This is a genomic window from Variovorax cryoconiti (assembly GCF_051216395.1).
Classification (GTDB): domain Bacteria; phylum Pseudomonadota; class Gammaproteobacteria; order Burkholderiales; family Burkholderiaceae_C; genus Variovorax.
In genome coordinates this window covers 378,974-396,071 of sequence record NZ_JBPJZI010000005.1, presented here as the reverse complement: position 1 = coordinate 396,071, position 17,098 = coordinate 378,974, and the positions used below count along the sequence as shown (strand labels likewise).

Sequence of the window (17,098 nt, the reverse complement as noted above, 5' to 3'; positions counted from 1 at the left end):
CGTTTCAGCGCCGACGGCGCGGCCGGGGCGCGATCTCGGCCTCGATGGTCGGATCGAACAGTTCCAGATCGAGCCGCAATTCAGGCAACGGCATGTCGTCGGTGGTCGGCGGCGAGGACGGGCGCTTCTCCAGCTCGAGCTCAGCCGGCAGGGTTTCAAGCGTTTCGAGCGAAGTGTTGTCGAAGGACATGGCAGCGCTCTGATCGGGGTGCTCCTGCCGCTCGTTCACCGACATCGGGCGCGTCCATTGTTCTTCTTCGTCTGGTGAGGCCGACGTCGACGCCGCCGGGCGTGCGCTGGCCGCACCAGGGTGCGCGGCGATGACCGTGTCGTGCGACAGCGTCTCGTCGATGGCGCCGTACAGCGACGGCAGCGGCGCGTCGGGCGCGTTGTGATCCCCCCCCGCCAGGCCGACTTGTTCGGTCGCACGGTCCAGTTCGGCCGGCCTGGTCGGCTCGAGCTTCGCTTCGTGCGTATCGAGGAAGGACAGCGGCGTGATCGGCGTCGGCGGCGCACTGTCCGGGTCGATCACTTCCTTCGCGACCGAGTACAGCAGCAGCAATTCGCGGTACGCGGCGAGATCGAAGCTCTCGTCGCCGCGCGTGCCGGGCTTGCGGAACACCAGTTCCTCGATGAGGCCCAGCGTGCCTTGCCGCGGCCACTGGGCTTCGATGCGCGCAAGGGTCGAGGGGTAGTGTTCGAGGCCGTGACCGACTTCGGAGAAATGTTCGAAGTCCGGCACCGAGGCATTGAACGCCCGTTCGAATTCCTGGCCGACCCGCGCGTAGTCGTCGCGCCGATCGAGCCCGTGGTAGATGCGCAGCAGGTCGAGGTAGGCCAGCGCGCTGGTTTCCGGGTTGTCGGCGATGTGCTCGCTGAGCACCGCGATCGCCTGCTCGTGCTGACCGAGCGAGAGGAAGAAGTCCGACTGCTGCTGCACGTCGAACAGCTCCTCGGTGTTCACGTAGCGCGCGGGAGCGCTCTCGTCTTCCACCAGCGGCGGCAGCGTGTCCGGCGACTCGTCCTCGGCGTCGGCCGCGACCAGCGCGGTGCCGAACGGTCCGGTCTTTGGCGTCACCGCGTTCTCGGCGACCGATGCGCCCGCCAGACCCGCGGACGACGCGACGCCCGTCGGTAGCAGGGACGTGCCGTCGTCCTTGCCAGTTGGGTCGCCCCACCAGGCGGGACCGGTCGTGCGACGCGCGACACGCCAGAGCATGAAAAGACCGATCAATGCGAGGAGCAGCAGCAGGCCGAGGGCATACACCAGCGGGTTGCGATAGCGGCTGTCGCGCGCGTCGGCCAGCTCGCTGCGCATCTCCAGCAGCAGGCGCTGGTTCTGGGCGCTCTGCTCGCGCAGGGCCGCCAGCGTGGCCTCGAGTGCCTTCATCCGTTCGTTGGCACGCTGGAGCTCTTCGGCATTGGCCGCCGCGCTGGCGGCTGCGAGGGCCGCGGAGACGGCCGGATCGAGGGCCCCCGGCGTGGCGGCAGCCGATGCCGCCAGCGCAGGATTGCGCGCGGCCGATGGGTCGAGCAGATCGAGTTGCAGGCGGGCGCCGCCGCTCGCCGACGGCGAACCCGCCGGTGGCACGGTCGGTGCCGCCGCACCTGCGGCCGGAGGCGCTGCCGGCACCGGTGCCCGTGGCGGCGTGGCTGCGGTGCTGCGGCGCGCCGGTGGCGTGGCACGGGCCGCCGGTGCGCGCGCTTCGCCACGCTCCGCCGAAGCGGCCGGACGGGGCCGGGGCGTGGGCGCGCGCTGCGGGGGCGCAGTCGTCGATGCCACGGCGGCAGCGGATCCGCCGCCATCGCCGGTGGCGCGCTGTGGGCGGCGGTTGCTCCGCGTGACCGGTGTGTCGGTGGTCGCCGACGACGATGCCCCCGACGCGCCGGGCAGCACGGGCGCTGCGGTGATCTCGACCGGCATGTCGGCCAGCAGCACGAACTGGCGGCTCGAACTCGCCTGGCAGCCCGCTCGCACGGTGACCTGCACGACCGGTTCCTCGATCGGCGTGGTCGACCGGATGTGGATGCGGGTCTGGCCGGGGCGGCCCCCCGGCTCGAGCGATACAGTCACGCGTCGGTCATCCACCCGCACCCCGCCCTGGACCATCTCGGCTTCGGCGCACAGCGAATCGCCGCCCTCGCCTTCGGCCAGCGTCAGCGGCACAACGAGGTCGAGCGGCCGCCCGATCCAGACCGCACCTTGCGGCTGTCCGAGCGTCAGTGCGAGAGAGGGAACGGCGAACCCGAGTAAAAACAGGGGCGCTGCGCGACGGAGGAGTTGCAAGATGGACCCGAAAGGCAACCTAAAGTAAACACATTCTGACACGATTGTCTTTTAGCTTTTTACATACCTGAGCATTTAACAAATGACCGTGAATTTTTCGAAGGTGGCGGTGGTCGGTGCGGGGGCCATGGGCCGCGGCATCGCCCAGATCGCCGTACAGGCGGGCAGCGACGTGCTGCTGTTCGACAGCTTCGACGGCGCCGCCGTCCGGGGGCGTGACGCCGTCGTCGCGCAGTGGCAGAAGCTCCACGAGAAAGGCAAGTTCGACGCGGCGCAGCTGCAGGCGTGGTCCGGACGCCTGACGGCCGTCGGCGCACTGACCGACTTGGCGGCTTGCGATTTGGTGGTGGAAGCCGTGGTGGAAGACATGGCGGTCAAGCGTACGCTGTTCCGCGACCTGGAGGGCATGGTCCGCAGCGATGCGACGCTCGCCACCAACACCTCGTCGCTGTCCGTCACGGCGATCGCGGCCGGCATGGCGAACCCTGAACGCCTGGCGGGCTTCCACTTCTTCAACCCCGTGCCGCTCATGAAGGTGGTCGAGGTCGTTGCCGGCTTCAAGACTGCCCCGGCGGTGTGCGAGCGGCTGGCCGGCTACGCACGCCAGATGGGCCACAGCGCGGTGCAGGCGCAGGACACGCCCGGCTTCATCGTCAACCACGCGGGCCGCGGCTTCGGCACCGAGGCGCTGCGCATCGTCGGAGAAGGCGTGGCCGATTTCGCGACGATCGACCGCATCCTGAAGGACCAGGCGGGCTTTCGCCTCGGCCCCTTCGAGCTGATGGACCTCACCGCCCTGGACGTGTCGCACCCGGTGATGGAGTCGATCTACCGCCAGTACTACGAAGAGCCGCGCTACCGGCCGAGCGTGATCACGGCTCAGCGGCTCGTGGCCGGTGCGCTGGGACGCAAGACCGGTGAAGGCTTCTACCGCTATGTCGACGGCGTCGCGCAGGTCGAGGCCGAACCCGCCGCCCCGGTCGTCGACGACCCCCTCACGGTCTGGGTGTCGCCACGCGCCGCACGGCGGCCCGAGCTGCTCAAGCTGATCCACACGCTCGGGGCTCGCCTCGAGACCGGCGCGGCGCCCTCCTCTGCCGCCCTGATCCTGGTCGCCCCACTGGGCTTCGACGTGACGACCGTGGCGGCCGTCGAGCGCCTCGACGCCACGCGCACCGTCGGCATCGACCTGATGGTCGACGACGCCGCGACCAAGCGCCGCGTGCTGGCCACCAACCCGGCGACACGCCGCGACATGCGCGACGCCGCGCATGCGCTCTTCGCGCGCGATGGCAAGGCCGTCAGCGTGATCCGCGACAGCGGCGGCTTCGTCACGCAGCGCGTCATCGGCACCATCGTCAACATCGCGGCCGACATGTGCCAGCAGCGCGTGTGTTCGCCGGCCGACCTGGAGACGGCGGTGCGCCTCGGCCTGGGCTACCCTCAGGGGCCACTCGCGATGGGCGACCTGTACGGGCCGACCAACATGCTCGAGGTGCTGTTCAACCTGCAAACCGTGTACGGCGATCCGCGCTATCGCCCGAGCCCGTGGCTGCGCCGCCGCGGCGCGCTGGGCCTGAGCCTGATGCACGAAGAAGAATGAGAACGAGACGACCATGACCGCCGAACTCCGAAGCACGACCGAGGGCAGCACGATGGTGCTGACCATCGCCAACCCGTCCCTGCGCAATGCGCTCGACCCGGCCATGTACGCGGCCGGCATCGAGGCGCTCAACGGTGCCGAGAGCAGCAGCGAGATCCGCAGCGTCGTGATCGTGGGCGAAGGTGCATGGTTTTGCGCCGGCGGCTCGCTGCAGCGGCTGCAGGCCAACCGCCAGCAGTCGCCGTCGGTGCAGGCCGAATCGATCGAAGGCCTGCACAACTGGATCGATTCGATCCGCACCTTTCCGAAGCCGGTGATCGCGGCGGTCGAAGGCGCGGCCGCCGGTGCGGGCTTCTCGTTGGCGCTGGCTTGCGACCTGGTGGTCGCGGCGCGCGACGCGGTCTTCGCGGCGTCGTACGTCAACGTCGCGCTGTCGCCGGACGGCGGCATGAGTTGGCATCTGGCGCAGGCGCTGCCGCGGCACCTGGCGAGCGAATGGCTGATGGGCGGGGAGCGCATCGCCGCGGCACGGCTGCATGCCGCCGGCATCGTCAATGAACTGGCCGACAACGGCCAGGCGCTGTCGACCGCGTTGCGCCTCGCGGCACGGCTCGATGCGAAGGCGCCGAACGCGATCGCCAGCATGAAGGAACTGCTCAACGAAGCGCGAAGCGCCACGCTGTCGGCGCATCTTGCGCAGGAGCGCGACCACTTCGTGCGCAACCTGCACCACGCCAACGCGGGCGTCGGCATCTCGGCCTTCCTCGCAAAAGAAACGCCGCGCTACGAGTGACGCCGCGCGTCGCTCCCGAGACACCTCTGCAGCCCCTCAGTCGCCGACAGGACAGCCCCATGGACGAGCCCATTCTTACCATCGACGAACGCGAAGCGATCAACAGCGGTCGCTGGTTCTCATCCCTCTCACCCTCGCTGCGGCACGACATCCTCCGATGCGCATTTGTCAGACGTCACAAGGACGGCGACCTCTTGGCCGCCCGCGGCGATCCGCCCGAAGGATGGATCGCGTGCGCCAAGGGCGCGGTGCGCGTGAGCTCGACGACCGTCGCGGGCAAGCAGGTGACACTGACCTACGTGGAACCCGGCATCTGGTTCGGCGACGTGGCGATGTTCGACGGGGACCGTCGCACGCACGATGCCTATGCGCACGGCGACACGACCACGCTCAACGTGGCCCGTGCGGATTTCCAGAAGATCCTCGCCACGCACGTGGAGCTGTACGAAGCGCTGATGCGTCTGCAGGCGCGTCGCATCCGTCAGCTCTTCGGGCTGGTCGAGGACCTCAACACCCTCCCCTTGCGGGCCCGGCTCGCCAAACAGCTCACGCACCTGGTGCGCAGCTACGGCGTACCCAGTCTGGCCGACGGCAGCCAGCTGCGCATCGGCCTGCACCTGGCGCAGGAAGAACTCGCGCAGCTGCTCGGCGCGTCGCGCCAGCGGGTCAACCAGGAACTCAAGGCGATGGAGCGCGAGAACGTGCTGCGCATCGAACCGGGTGGTCTGGTCGTGCTCGACCGTGCCGGGCTCATGCGCATCGCGGAGGCCGACCTCTAACCCGTCGTTGCCCCCCATGACCCAGGACTTCAGCAGCTTCATCGGAACGCGCGCTGTCGCGCCGCAACACAGCGTCGATGTCGGCGCGCTGACGACGTGGCTCGACGCCCACCTCGACGGCTTCCAGGGTCCGCTCACGGTCGAGATGTTCAAGGGCGGGCAGTCGAACCCGACCTACAAGCTCATCACGCCCGGTCAAAGCTACGTGATGCGTGCCAAGCCGGGGCCGGTGGCCAAGCTGCTGCCCTCGGCGCATGCGGTGGAGCGCGAGTTCAAGGTGATGCGCGGACTGGACGGCACCGACGTGCCGGTGCCGCGCATGCTGTGCCTGTGCGAAGACGAGTCCGTCATCGGGCGCGCTTTCTACGTCATGGAATTCAAGAGCGGCCGGGTGCTGTGGGACCAGTCCCTGCCCGGGATGGACAAGGCCGAGCGCGGCGCGATCTACGACGAGCTCAACCGCGTGATCGCCGCCCTGCACACGGTGAAATTCGCCGAGCGCGGACTGGCCGACTACGGCAAGCCCGGCAACTACTTCGAGCGCCAGATCGGCCGCTGGAGCAAGCAGTACGTCGCCTCGGTCACGCAGCCCATCCCCGAGATGGACCGTCTGATGGACTGGCTGCCGGCGCACATCCCGGCGACCGCCCGCGACGCATCGATGAGCTCGGTCGTGCATGGCGACTACCGGCTCGACAACGTGATGTTCCACCCCACCGAGCCGCGCGCCATCGCCGTGCTCGACTGGGAACTGTCGACGCTCGGCCATCCGCTGGCCGACTTCAGCTACCACTGCATGGCCTGGCACATCCCGCCGGGCGCCTTCCGCGGGCTGGGCGGCGTCGACGTGACGAGCCTCGGCATTCCGACGGAAGCCGAATACATCCGCCGTTACTGCGAGCGCACCGGTATCACCACGCCCGAAGCACTGGCACCCGACTGGAATTTCTACCTCGCCTACAACCTGTTCCGCATCGCCGCGATCCTGCAGGGCATCGCGAAGCGGGTCGAGGCCGGCACCGCGTCGAGCGAACAGGCGGTGGCATCGGGCCGCGGCGCGCGGCCCATGGCGGAGATGGCCTGGGCCTTTGCACAGAAGGCCTGAGCGCGCGTTTGGCGACGCACACGATCGACTCACCCTAGGAGACAGCATGGACTTCGAATACTCGGCCAAGACCAAGGCATTGCAGACGCGCGTCAGCGCCTTCATGGACGACCACATCTACCCAAACGAAGCGGCCTGTAGCGCCGAGCTCGCGGCCAACACCGTGGCCGGCAAGCGCTGGACGCCATTGCAAACCATCGAGAAGCTCAAGGTGAAGGCCAAGGCGGACGGCCTCTGGAACCTGTTTCTGCCGGTCGACAGCGCCTCGGCGTCGGGCTATGAAGGCGCGGGCCTCACCAACCAGGAATACGCGCCGCTGGCCGAGATCATGGGCCGCGTGCCATGGGCCAGCGAGGTGTTCAACTGCTCGGCACCGGACACCGGCAACATGGAGACCATCGCCCGATACGGCTCGGAACAGATCAAGGCGCGCTGGCTGAAGCCCCTGCTCGAAGGCGAGATCCGCTCGGCCTTCGCCATGACCGAACCCGACGTCGCATCGAGCGATGCGACGAACGTGGCGACCCGCATCGAGCGCGACGGCAACGACTACGTGATCAACGGCCGCAAGTGGTGGATCTCCGGCGCCGCCGACCCGCGCTGCGCGGTCTTCATCACCATGGGCAAGAGCAACCCCGACGCACCGCGCCATTCGCAGCAGAGCATGGTGATCGTGCCGGCCGACGCCAAGGGCATCACGGTGCTGCGCCCGCTCAACGTGATGGGCTACGACGACGCGCCGCACGGCCACGTCGAGATGACCTTCGAGAACGTCCGCGTGCCGGTCGACAACATCCTGCTGGGCGAAGGCCGTGGCTTCGAGATCGCCCAGGGCCGCCTTGGCCCGGGACGCATCCACCATTGCATGCGCCTGATCGGCCTGGCCGAGCGCGCGCTCGAGCTGATGTGCCGACGCGCCTCCTCGCGCGTCGCCTTCGGCAAGACCGTGGCCTCGCAGACGGTGACGCAGGAACGCATCGCCGAAGCGCGCTGCAAGATCGACATGGCGCGCCTGCTCACGCTCAAGGCTGCGTGGCTGATGGACGTGGCTGGCAACAAGGTCGCCAAGAACGAGATCGCGATGATCAAGGTGGTCGCCCCCAGCATGGCCTGCCAGGTGATCGACTGGGCGATGCAGGTGCACGGCGGCGGCGGCATGTGCGACGACTTCCCGCTGGCCTTCGCCTATGCGCATGCGCGCACGCTGCGCTTCGCCGACGGCCCGGACGAAGTGCACCGCAACGCGATCGCCAAGTGGGAGCTTGGCCGCTATGCGGTCGACAAGAAAGAGATCGAGGCGCCCGTCACGCGCTTCTGAACAGGCGCTACAGCTTCTTCTGCATGAACACCGCCGCGCCGAAGGCCGGGTCGAGCTGGTAGCCGGCGAAGCCTTCGCGCTCATAAGCCCGCAGCGCCGGCGCATTGCCCTGCAGCACCTCGAGCGTGAGCTTGCAGGCGCCACGCGCAACCGCCTCCTGCTCGACACGCGCCAGCATGCGCTGCGTGATCCGCTGGCCGCGGTGGCTCTGCAGAACGACCACGTCGTGCACGTTGACCAGCGGACGGCAGGCAAAGGTGGAAAAGCCTTCGATGCAGTTCGCCAGCCCGACCGGCTGCTGGCCGTCGAACGCGATCACGCTGAACGCTTGCGGACGGGCCGCGAGGGCGGTCGGCAGTCCGGCCAGCACCGCGTCCGTCAACGGTGTGCCACCGCCGGCAGGGTCGCGGGCGTACGCGTCGAGCAAGTCGACCAGGGCGCGTGCATGCGCCGGGTTGCCATAGTCGGCCATCACGATATCGATCACACGGGCTCCAAAGGTTGGACCTCGCCGGACGGCAGGTCGATGCGGATCGAATCACCCGCTTGCACGACGCCACTCTGCAGCACGATCGCCATGACACCGGCCTTGCGCACCAGGCGCCCGTCGGTATCGCGCGCAAGCGTGGCCGCCATCAGCCCGGCCTGGAAGCGGTCGATCTGGCTGCAGGGGTTGCGCAGGCCGGTCAACTCGACGACGGCCTCGTCGCCCAGGCGCAGCCGCGTGCCGGTCGGCAGTCCAAGCAAGTCGATGCCGTGCGTCGTGACGTTCTCGCCCAGTTCACCCGGCCAGACCGCGAAGCCGGCGGCCATCAGTTCGTCGAACAGCTCGGCGTGGAGCAGGTGGACCTGCCGCAGGTTGGGCGCCTGGGGGTTGCGAGCGACGCGGGATCGGTGCTTCACCGTGGTGCCGGCGTGCGCATCGCCTTCCACGCCGAGTCCGGCGACCAGTCGGATCGCCGATTCGGTGAACTTGGAAAAGCTGTGCAACGTGCTGGCATGCACCGCGCGCACCGACGGCGCCGACGTCATGCCTGCAACGTGGCGGCCAGACGACGCGCGCACGCTTCGGCCTGCGCCGCATCGCGCGCCTCGACCATCACGCGCACCAGCGGCTCGGTGCCGCTCGCGCGAATGAGCACGCGGCCGGCGTCGCCGAGCTCGGCTTCGGCGCGCTGCGTTTCGGTCTTCAGCGCAGCGTTGGATTGCCAGGCCTGGCCCTCCCGAAGGCGCACGTTGATCAGCGTCTGCGGGAAGAGCACGACGTCGGCCAGCAGTTCGCCGACCGTCTTGCCGCTGCGCACGCACGCTTGCAACACCTGCAGTGCGCTCACGATGCCGTCGCCGGTGGTGTGGCGGTCGAGCGCCAGCAGATGGCCGGAGCCTTCGCCGCCCAGCAGCCAGCCGCGCTTCTCGAGTTCTTCGAGCACGTAGCGGTCGCCGACCTTGGCGCGGACGAACTCGATGCCCTGCCCGCGCAGCGCCACCTCGATCGCCTTGTTGGTCATCAGGGTGCCGACCACGCCCTGCGGCTTCTCGCCGCGCGCGATGCGCTCGCGCACCATCAGGTAGAGCAGCTCGTCGCCGTTGAAGAGCCGGCCAGTGGCGTCGACCAGTTGCAACCGGTCGGCGTCGCCGTCGAGCGCGATGCCGTAGTCGGCACCCTTCGCCTTCACCGCCTCGATCAGCGCCTGCGGATGCGTCGCACCGACGTCCTTGTTGATGTTGAGCCCGTCCGGCGCGCAGCCGATGCTGCTCACCTCGGCCCCCAGCTCGTGGAACACGTTGGGCGCCACCTGGTAGGCCGCGCCGTGTGCCGCGTCGATCACCAGCTTGAGGCCGCGCAGGCTCAGGTCGTGCGCGAAGGTGCTCTTGCAGAACTCGATATAGCGGCCGGCCGCATCGCTCAGGCGGCGCGCCTTGCCCAACTGCGCGGAATCGGCCCACACGGGCGCTTCTTCCAGCGCCGCCTCGACCGCGAGTTCCCACTCATCGCTCAGCTTGGTGCCCTGGGCGCTGAAGAACTTGATGCCGTTGTCCGGGAAGGCGTTGTGGCTGGCGCTGATGACGACGCCGAGGCTGGCCCGTTGTGCACGCGTCAGGTAAGCCACGCCGGGTGTCGGCAACGGGCCGAGCAGGACGACATCGACGCCTGCGGAATTGAAGCCCGATTCGAGCGCCGACTCCAGCATGTAGCCGGAGATGCGCGTGTCCTTGCCGATCAGCACGGTCGGGCGCTTCTCGGTCTTCTTGAGCACGCGCCCCACGGCATGCGCCAGGCGCAGCACGAAGTCCGGTGTGATGGGTGGCTGGCCCACCGTGCCGCGGATGCCGTCGGTGCCGAAATACTGTCGTGTCATGTCGTTGTTTTTTCTTGTGGAAAGTCTTGTTGTTCGGATTCGCGCATGGCGCGCCAGACAGCCAGCGCCGCGACGGTGTCGCGCACGTCGTGCACGCGCACGACCGCTGCCCCGCGCTCCACGGCCAGCAACGCCGCCGCCACGCTCGGCACCATCCGCGCATCGGCGGCCTCGATGCCGGTGACCGTACCGAGCGAGGACTTGCGCGACCAGCCGGCGAGCACCGGGTAGCCCGCAGCGAGCAGTTCGCGCTGCCGCGCCAGCAGAGCGAAATTCTGCGCCACCGTCTTGCCGAAGCCGATGCCGGGATCGAGCACGATGCGCGAGGGTGCGATCCGCAGATCACGCAACGCGTTGGCTCGTTCCATCAGGAATGTGGCGACCACCGGCACCACGTCGCCCGCCATCGGCGCCACCTGCATCGTCTGCGGGTTTCTGTGCATGTGCATCAGGCAGACGCCGCAGGACGGGTGCTGCGCCACGGCCGCCACCGCGCCCGGTTGGCGCAAAGCCCAGATGTCGTTGACGATGTCGGCGCCGAGGTCCAGCACTGCGCGCATCACCTCGGGCTTGTAGGTGTCGATGGACAGCGGTACACCCAGGCGCACCGCTTCGCGCATCACGGGAATCACGCGGGCCAGTTCGTCGTCCAGCGAAACGGCCGGGCTGCCGGGCCGCGTCGATTCGCCACCGATGTCGAGGATGTCCGCGCCCTGCCGCAGCAGTTCTTCGCAATGGCGCAGCGCGGCTTGCGTCGATGCATGGGCGCCGCCGTCCGAGAAGGAGTCTGGCGTCACGTTGACGATACCCATCACCTGGGGCCGTGCCAGATCGATCAGGAACCGGCTGGTGCGCCAGGTCGTCGTCATCGCGCCGCTCCAAGAAAAAACGGGGCCCAAGGCCCCGTCGGTCTGCACCCTCGCATCGGTGCTCAGGCGGCGGTGGGCGCCGGGTCAGGAGTGACCGCCGGCGTGCCGCCGCTGCCGCCGTTGTTGTTCGATGGCGGAATGCGCGGCGTCCAGTCCTTGGGCGGACGGGGTTCGCGGCCGGCCATGATGTCGTCGAGCTGTTCCGAGTCGATGGTTTCCCATTCGAGCAGGGCCTTGGCCATCGCGTGCATCTTGTCGCTGTTTTCCTCGATCAGACGACGCGCCAGGTTGTACTGCTCGTCGATGATCCGGCGCACTTCGCCGTCGACCTTTTCCATGGTCTGCTCGCTCATGTTCGTGGTCTTGGTGACCGAGCGGCCCAGGAACACTTCGCCTTCATTTTCGGCATAGACCATCGGGCCCAGCGCGTCGGTCATGCCGTAGCGCGTGACCATGTCGCGGGCGATGGAGGTCGCACGCTCGAAGTCGTTGCTGGCGCCGGTGGTCATCTGGTTCATGAACACCTCTTCGGCGATGCGGCCACCGAACAGCATGCTGATCTGGTTGAGCATGTACTCGCGGTCGTAGCTGTAGCGGTCCTGCGCCGGCAGGCTCATCGTCACGCCCAGCGCACGGCCGCGCGGGATGATGGTGACCTTGTGCACCGGATCGCACTTGGGCAGCAGCTTGCCGATCAGGGCGTGGCCGGACTCGTGGTAGGCCGTGTTGCGGCGCTCTTCCTCGGGCATGACCATGCTCTTGCGCTCGGGGCCCATGAAGATCTTGTCCTTGGCCTTCTCGAAGTCCTGCATCTCGACCACGCGCGCATTGCGGCGAGCGGCCATCAGCGCGGCCTCGTTGCAGAGGTTCGCCAGATCGGCGCCGGACATGCCCGGCGTGCCACGCGCGATCACGTTGGGGTTCACGTCCTGGCCCAGCGGCACCTTGCGCATGTGCACGGCCAGGATCTGTTCGCGGCCACGGATGTCCGGCAGCGTGACATACACCTGGCGGTCGAAACGGCCCGGACGCAGCAAGGCAGCGTCGAGGATGTCCGGACGGTTGGTCGCGGCCACGACGATCACGCCGAGGTTGGTTTCGAAGCCGTCCATCTCGACCAGCATCTGGTTCAAGGTCTGCTCGCGCTCGTCGTTGCCGCCGCCGAGACCGGCGCCACGCTGACGACCGACCGCATCGATTTCGTCGATGAAGATGATGCAGGGCGCGTTCTTCTTGGCGTTCTCGAACATGTCGCGCACGCGGGCCGCGCCCACGCCGACGAACATCTCGACGAAGTCGGAGCCGGAGATCGAAAAGAAAGGCACCTTGGCCTCGCCAGCGATCGACTTGGCCAGCAGGGTCTTGCCGGTGCCGGGCGGGCCGACCAGCAGCAGGCCACGCGGAATGCGGCCGCCGAGCTTCTGGAAGCGGGCCGGGTCCTTGAGGAAATCGACGACTTCCTTCACTTCTTCCTTGGCCTCGTCGCAACCGGCGACATCGGCGAAGGTGACGGTGTTGGTGTTCTCGTCGAGCATGCGGGCCTTGCTCTTGCCGAAGCTGAACGCCCCGCCCTTGCCGCCGCCCTGCATCTGTCGCATGAAGTAGACCCAGACGCCGATCAGCAGCAGCATCGGCCCCCAGCTGACCAGCAGCGTCATGAGCAGCGAGCCCTCTTCGCGCGGCTTGACATCGAACTTGACGTTGTTGGCGATCAGGTCGCCGACCAGCCCGCGGTCGAGGTAGGTGGCGGTGGTGCGGATACGGCGATCGTCGTTGGTGATCGCGACGATCTCGCTGCCGCCCTGTCCTTCCTGAATCGTGGCGCTCTTGATGCGGTTACCGCGAACTTCCTCGAGGAAGTCGGAGTAGCCGACGGCGCCGGCGCTGGCGGCACCGCGGGTGTCGAACTGCTTGAACACAGTGAACAACACCATCGCGATGACAAGCCAGACGGCAACCTTGGAAAACCACTGATTATTCAAACGAAGCTCCAGTCAAAAGCGCGTGACAGCGAAATGAAAATTCGCCCAGGTCACGCAATTGATGTCCATTTTAGGCTTTTCAAGCTGCGAAACCGCGTGATTTCCCTCAAGCAGCCACAGCATGGGCGCGGGTTTCTCGCGCAGGGCGGCAGAGAAACGGGTATCAATGGGCGTCGCTGCCGCGCAGGCCGATGCCGACCAGGAAAGTTTCAGACGATTTGTCGCGCGAGGCTTTCGGTTTGATGGGCTTGGCCACCCGGAAGTTCTCCTTGAACAACTGGGTCAGCTCGGCATAGCCGGCCCCATGAAACGCCTTGGCGACGAGTGCGCCTTCAGGCTTGAGATGCTGCCGCGCAAAATCGATGGCCAATTCGACCAGGTGGCTGATCCGTGCCGCATCCGCGGAGGCGATGCCCGAGAGATTCGGCGCCATGTCCGACACGACCACATCGACCTTGCGACCGGCCAGGACTTCTTCCAGGCGCGCCAGGACCTCGTCCTCCCGGAAATCCCCTTGCAGGAAGCTCACGCCTTCGATCGGCTCCATGGGCAGAAGGTCGAGCGCGATGATGGTGCCGTGCAGGGTTCCGGCAGCGGCGCCGCCGGGGGACAGGCGCCGCCGGGCGTACTGGCTCCAGGCGCCCGGGGTCGACCCCAGGTCGACCACCACGTGCCCTGGCTTGATCAGACCGAGCGTCTCGTCGATCTCCTTGAGCTTGTACGCAGCGCGCGCCCGGTAGCCCTCCCGGGTCGCAAGCTTGACCCAGGGATCGTTGATATGGTCGTGCAGCCAGGCCTTGTTGACCTTCTTGCCGGTTGTTTTGGTGCTCATCGGCGGGGTCGTATTCGGTTCGCTTGGCGAGGGTTCGCGATAATACGGCCATGACAGCCATTCAACTTACCCCTGCGCAGCGCAAGGTGCACCGCGCCGAAGCCCATCACCTCGATCCGATCGTCATGGTCGGTGGCGACGGGCTCACCCCGGCTGTCAAGAAAGAGGCCGACGCCGCGCTCAAGGCCCACGGCCTCATCAAGATCCGGGTTTTCTCCGACGACCGCGTGGCCCGCGAAGCCATGTTGACCACGCTGGCCGACGAACTCGACGCCGCGCCGATCCAGCACATCGGCAAGCTGCTGGTGCTCTGGCGCCCGAAGGCCGAGAAGGTCAAGGAGGTCGACGAGGACCGCATGCCCGGCCCGCGCGACGTGAAGATCGTCAAGTACAGCAAGCGCTTTGGTCAGCGCCCGGAAATCAAGACGCTGCGCGTGCTGGGCAACCAGCGCCTCACGCCCGGCGGCACCATCAAGCGTGCCAAGCCGAAGCGGCCGTTGTCGGCCAAGAAGCGCAACCAGGCGGATTGATGCCGACCCGCCAGGCCGCAGGGCGGCAGCGCCACATCCTCTGCATGAAATGGGGCACGAAGTACGGCCCCGACTACGTCAATCGTCTCTATGCGATGGTGCGCCGGCATCTGACCGGCGATTTCAACTTCGTCTGCCTGACCGACGATGCGAAGGGCATCCGCAGCGAGGTGCAGTGCCTGCCCATTCCGCCGCTCGACCTGGAACCGGCTGCGGGCCAGCCGGACCGCGCGTGGAAGAAGCTCACGACCTTCGAGCAGGACTTGCACGGTTTGCGTGGCACCGCCCTCTTCCTCGACCTCGACGTGGTCGTGGTCGGCAGTCTCGATGCCTTCTTCGAGCAGCCGGGTGATTTCCTGATCATCCACGACTACGCTCGGCCGTGGCGCACGGAGCGCATCACCGGCAACTCGTCGGTCTACCGTTTCGAGCTGGGGGCGCATGCCGACGTGCTGGCGCACTTCCGCGCCAACATGGACAAGGTGCAGGCGGAGTTCCGCAACGAGCAAGCCTATCTGTCGGATTTCCTGCACGCCCAGGGCAAGCTGCAGTACTGGCCCGACGCCTGGTGCCCGAGCTTCAAATACCACGGCATCCCGACCTGGCCGACCAACTACTGGCAGGAGCCCTTCGTGCCGGACGGCGCGCGCGTGATGGTGTTCCACGGCGAATGCAATCCGCCGGATGCGCTGGCAGGGCGACGCAACCGGGCCTTCCGGTTCATCCGCCCTGCACGCTGGATCGCCAAGTACTGGACGGCCTGACGAGCAAGCCGCCGCGCCTCACGAATGCGTTCAGGCGCCCGTGCCGCGCCCCATGCGCCACAGCAGCGCGCCCGTGCACGCCCATTGCAGCAAATACATGCCGCTGCCGACGGAGTGCCACAGCTTGAGGTTGTCGCGCGCCAGGATGTGGGGCGCAACGGCGTACTGCTGCAGCAAGGCCAGCAGCAGCGCGCCGAGCACCAGGCCGATCGCGGCGCGCGTCGGCGCATCGAACCCACGGTGGTCGGCCCGCTGACGGAAATAGATCAGCAGGATCAGCCCGCAGGCAATGGCGATCCAGCTCTGCGCCTCGAAGAGCTGGCCGGCGAAATTGCCGGCCACGGCCGGGTTGCCGAGGCGGGCGAACAGCATCGGCACCACCAGGAAACCAATGGTGCTCAGGCTGCCCCACCAGAAGGCCGCGAGCAGCAACGCGATGCGGTCCTTCACGCGCGGCTCACAGGTACTTGACCGCGACGATCTCGTAGTTCTTCACGCCGCCCGGCGCCTGGACCGCGGCCGTGTCGCCCTCCTCCTTGCCGATCAACGCACGCGCGATCGGGCTGGAGATGTTGATCAGGCCCTGCTTCAGGTCGGCCTCGTCCTCGCCGACGATCTGGTAGGTCACGGCGTCGCCGCTGCTTTCCTCTTCGAGTTCGACGGTCGCACCGAACACCACCTTGCCGCCGGCGTCGAGCGCGGTCGGGTCGATGATCTGCGCGGCAGAGAGCTTGCCTTCGATCTCCTGGATGCGGCCTTCGATGAAGCCCTGGCGATCCTTGGCGACCTCGTACTCGGCGTTCTCGCTCAGGTCGCCCTGCGCGCGCGCCTCGGAGATCGCATTGATCACCCACGGGCGATCGACCGTCTTGAGGCGATGCAGTTCTTCGCGCAGCTTTTCTGCGCCGCGCTTGGTCACGGGAATGGTGTTCATGTTCTGTTGCTCCAGAAAACGAAACCGCCGAACGCTGCCGTTCGGCGGTGCATGTTGGGAGAGGGACTCAGACGAGTCTACGTCCGGTCAGCCGACTCAGGATGGCGAGCGGGCTCGAGTCTGGATTGTATTGCCTGGCCGCCGGCAGGTGCAGCGTCTGCTCCAGCATGTACTGGCCCGACATCACGGCATGCGAGGTCTGGTCGGAAAAGCACACCCACACGGAGCCGGCCGGGAACGGGACGGTCTGCTGCGGGCCGTTCTGCTGGTAGTCGAGGTCCGACTTCATGGCGTCGTGCAGCTGCAGCATCAGGTGGTCGTACTCGCTGCGCAGCGACTTGGTCACGCGCAGCGCGCGCAGGGCCTTCGCCTGCCAGCGCGAATACGGTTTGGCGCGCGGCAGGAAGCGCTTGGCGACCGTCTCGAAGGGCTCGCCCACGCGCCAGACGCGCGGCGCGCCGTCGGGGTTGGCGTTGGTGAACACCCGCAGGATGCGCTCGCCGTAGTTCGGCCGCGACGGAAAGGCATCGACGTGCATGCGCTTGTCGTCGGCGCGCCAGGACTGTACGCGCGTCTCCACCTGCGCCGGCCGGTAGCTCGTCGGCGCCAGGCGCAGCGCCGGCGTGTAGTGCGGCAGCAGGCCGTGGATGAGCTGCGTGGCCTGGGCACGGAAGCGCCCGACCATCGCCGCCGTGGCGCGCTGCACCGCCTCGTCGCCGGCCACGCCCTTGAGCGTGCCTGCGGCATCGAGGCTGATGTTGCGCACCTTTGGTGCCAGCAGGCTCGGCGTCAGCAGGCTGCGCTCCTCGGGTTGCACCTCGAAGCCGAGCTTCGGGAAGTACAGCACCTTGCCGGCCTCGAGGGCCGCGATCCAGTCGTCGTTCGGCGTGGCCGCAGCCCAGTCGGCCAGGTCGAGTTCGACGAGCTGCGTTTCCACGACCG

The 17,098-nt window shown here is 67.6% G+C and carries 17 protein-coding genes; 7 read left to right on the top strand and 10 right to left on the bottom strand.

Going from position 1 to position 17,098, the window contains the following annotated elements; all coding sequences use genetic code 11:
• Positions 1–4 precede the first annotated feature (4 nt).
• A complete protein-coding gene (locus ACSFA2_RS15690) occupies positions 5–2,167 on the bottom strand; it encodes a hypothetical protein (RefSeq protein ID WP_435456229.1) in 2,163 nt (720 codons plus the stop codon).
• Positions 2,168–2,369: 202 nt separating this feature from the next.
• Between ACSFA2_RS15690 and ACSFA2_RS15685 the strand changes: the two genes are divergently transcribed.
• Genes ACSFA2_RS15685 through ACSFA2_RS15665 form a run of 5 tightly spaced genes read left to right on the top strand, consistent with a single transcriptional unit; the run spans position 2,370 to position 7,885 of the window.
• Positions 2,370–3,890, top strand: a complete 1,521-nt coding sequence (locus tag ACSFA2_RS15685; RefSeq protein WP_435456228.1) for a 3-hydroxyacyl-CoA dehydrogenase — start codon at positions 2,370–2,372, stop codon at positions 3,888–3,890.
• Positions 3,891–3,903: 13 nt separating this feature from the next.
• Positions 3,904–4,683: an oxepin-CoA hydrolase, alternative type gene (locus ACSFA2_RS15680; RefSeq protein WP_435456227.1), complete on the top strand. Its 780-nt coding sequence runs from the start codon at positions 3,904–3,906 to the stop codon at positions 4,681–4,683.
• 59 nt (positions 4,684–4,742) lie between these two features.
• On the top strand, positions 4,743–5,462 hold the full coding sequence (locus ACSFA2_RS15675; RefSeq protein ID WP_435456226.1) for a Crp/Fnr family transcriptional regulator: 720 nt from the start codon (positions 4,743–4,745) through the stop codon (positions 5,460–5,462).
• Positions 5,463–5,478: 16 nt separating this feature from the next.
• Positions 5,479–6,567, top strand: a complete 1,089-nt coding sequence (locus ACSFA2_RS15670) for a phosphotransferase (RefSeq protein WP_435456225.1) — start codon at positions 5,479–5,481, stop codon at positions 6,565–6,567.
• A 46-nt stretch (positions 6,568–6,613) separates the two neighbouring features.
• Positions 6,614–7,885: an acyl-CoA dehydrogenase family protein gene (locus ACSFA2_RS15665; RefSeq protein WP_435456224.1), complete on the top strand. Its 1,272-nt coding sequence runs from the start codon at positions 6,614–6,616 to the stop codon at positions 7,883–7,885.
• A gap of 7 nt (positions 7,886–7,892) precedes the next feature.
• Here the strand turns inward: ACSFA2_RS15665 and ACSFA2_RS15660 are convergent, their stop codons facing one another.
• From ACSFA2_RS15660 to ACSFA2_RS15635, 6 genes are all read right to left on the bottom strand, one after another.
• Entirely contained in the window at positions 7,893–8,357 is a 465-nt protein-coding gene (locus ACSFA2_RS15660; RefSeq protein WP_435456262.1) for a GNAT family N-acetyltransferase, read from the bottom strand.
• Positions 8,358–8,368: 11 nt separating this feature from the next.
• Positions 8,369–8,917 (bottom strand): MOSC domain-containing protein, encoded by a 549-nt coding sequence (locus ACSFA2_RS15655; protein WP_435456223.1) that lies wholly within the window; start codon positions 8,915–8,917, stop codon positions 8,369–8,371.
• Positions 8,914–10,245 (bottom strand): phosphoglucosamine mutase, encoded by a 1,332-nt coding sequence (gene glmM, locus ACSFA2_RS15650; protein ID WP_435456222.1) that lies wholly within the window; start codon positions 10,243–10,245, stop codon positions 8,914–8,916. The genes ACSFA2_RS15655 and glmM overlap by 4 nt, the downstream gene beginning before the upstream one ends.
• Positions 10,242–11,114, bottom strand: a complete 873-nt coding sequence (gene folP, locus ACSFA2_RS15645; protein ID WP_435456221.1) for a dihydropteroate synthase — start codon at positions 11,112–11,114, stop codon at positions 10,242–10,244. Before folP ends, glmM begins: the two co-directional genes overlap by 4 nt.
• A 62-nt stretch (positions 11,115–11,176) precedes the next feature.
• A complete protein-coding gene (gene ftsH, locus ACSFA2_RS15640; protein ID WP_435456220.1) occupies positions 11,177–13,096 on the bottom strand; it encodes an ATP-dependent zinc metalloprotease FtsH in 1,920 nt (639 codons plus the stop codon).
• Between the two features lie 163 nt (positions 13,097–13,259).
• The gene (locus ACSFA2_RS15635; protein WP_435456219.1) at positions 13,260–13,928 is read right to left on the bottom strand and encodes an RlmE family RNA methyltransferase; all 669 of its coding nucleotides are present in this window, start codon (positions 13,926–13,928) and stop codon (positions 13,260–13,262) included.
• Between the two features lie 50 nt (positions 13,929–13,978).
• On the opposite strand from ACSFA2_RS15635, the gene ACSFA2_RS15630 reads away from it, so the two are divergent.
• Together ACSFA2_RS15630 and ACSFA2_RS15625 are read left to right on the top strand one after the other, a co-directional pair.
• Complete coding sequence (locus ACSFA2_RS15630) at positions 13,979–14,458, top strand: YhbY family RNA-binding protein (RefSeq protein ID WP_435456218.1); 480 nt, start codon at positions 13,979–13,981, stop codon at positions 14,456–14,458.
• A complete protein-coding gene (locus ACSFA2_RS15625) occupies positions 14,458–15,222 on the top strand; it encodes a glycosyltransferase (RefSeq protein ID WP_435456217.1) in 765 nt (254 codons plus the stop codon). Before ACSFA2_RS15630 ends, ACSFA2_RS15625 begins: the two co-directional genes overlap by 1 nt.
• A gap of 30 nt (positions 15,223–15,252) precedes the next feature.
• On the opposite strand, the gene ACSFA2_RS15620 is transcribed toward ACSFA2_RS15625, so the two are convergent.
• The 3 genes from ACSFA2_RS15620 to ACSFA2_RS15610 all read right to left on the bottom strand — a co-directional run bounded on the left by ACSFA2_RS15620 (position 15,253) and on the right by ACSFA2_RS15610 (position 17,093).
• Positions 15,253–15,672, bottom strand: coding sequence for a DUF4149 domain-containing protein (locus ACSFA2_RS15620; RefSeq protein ID WP_435456216.1), 420 nt, complete (start codon positions 15,670–15,672; stop codon positions 15,253–15,255).
• A gap of 7 nt (positions 15,673–15,679) precedes the next feature.
• A complete protein-coding gene (gene greA / locus ACSFA2_RS15615) occupies positions 15,680–16,156 on the bottom strand; it encodes a transcription elongation factor GreA (RefSeq protein ID WP_435456215.1) in 477 nt (158 codons plus the stop codon).
• A 67-nt stretch (positions 16,157–16,223) separates the two neighbouring features.
• Positions 16,224–17,093 (bottom strand): Kdo hydroxylase KdoO, encoded by an 870-nt coding sequence (locus ACSFA2_RS15610; RefSeq protein WP_435456214.1) that lies wholly within the window; start codon positions 17,091–17,093, stop codon positions 16,224–16,226.
• Between the last annotated feature and the right edge of the window lie 5 nt (positions 17,094–17,098).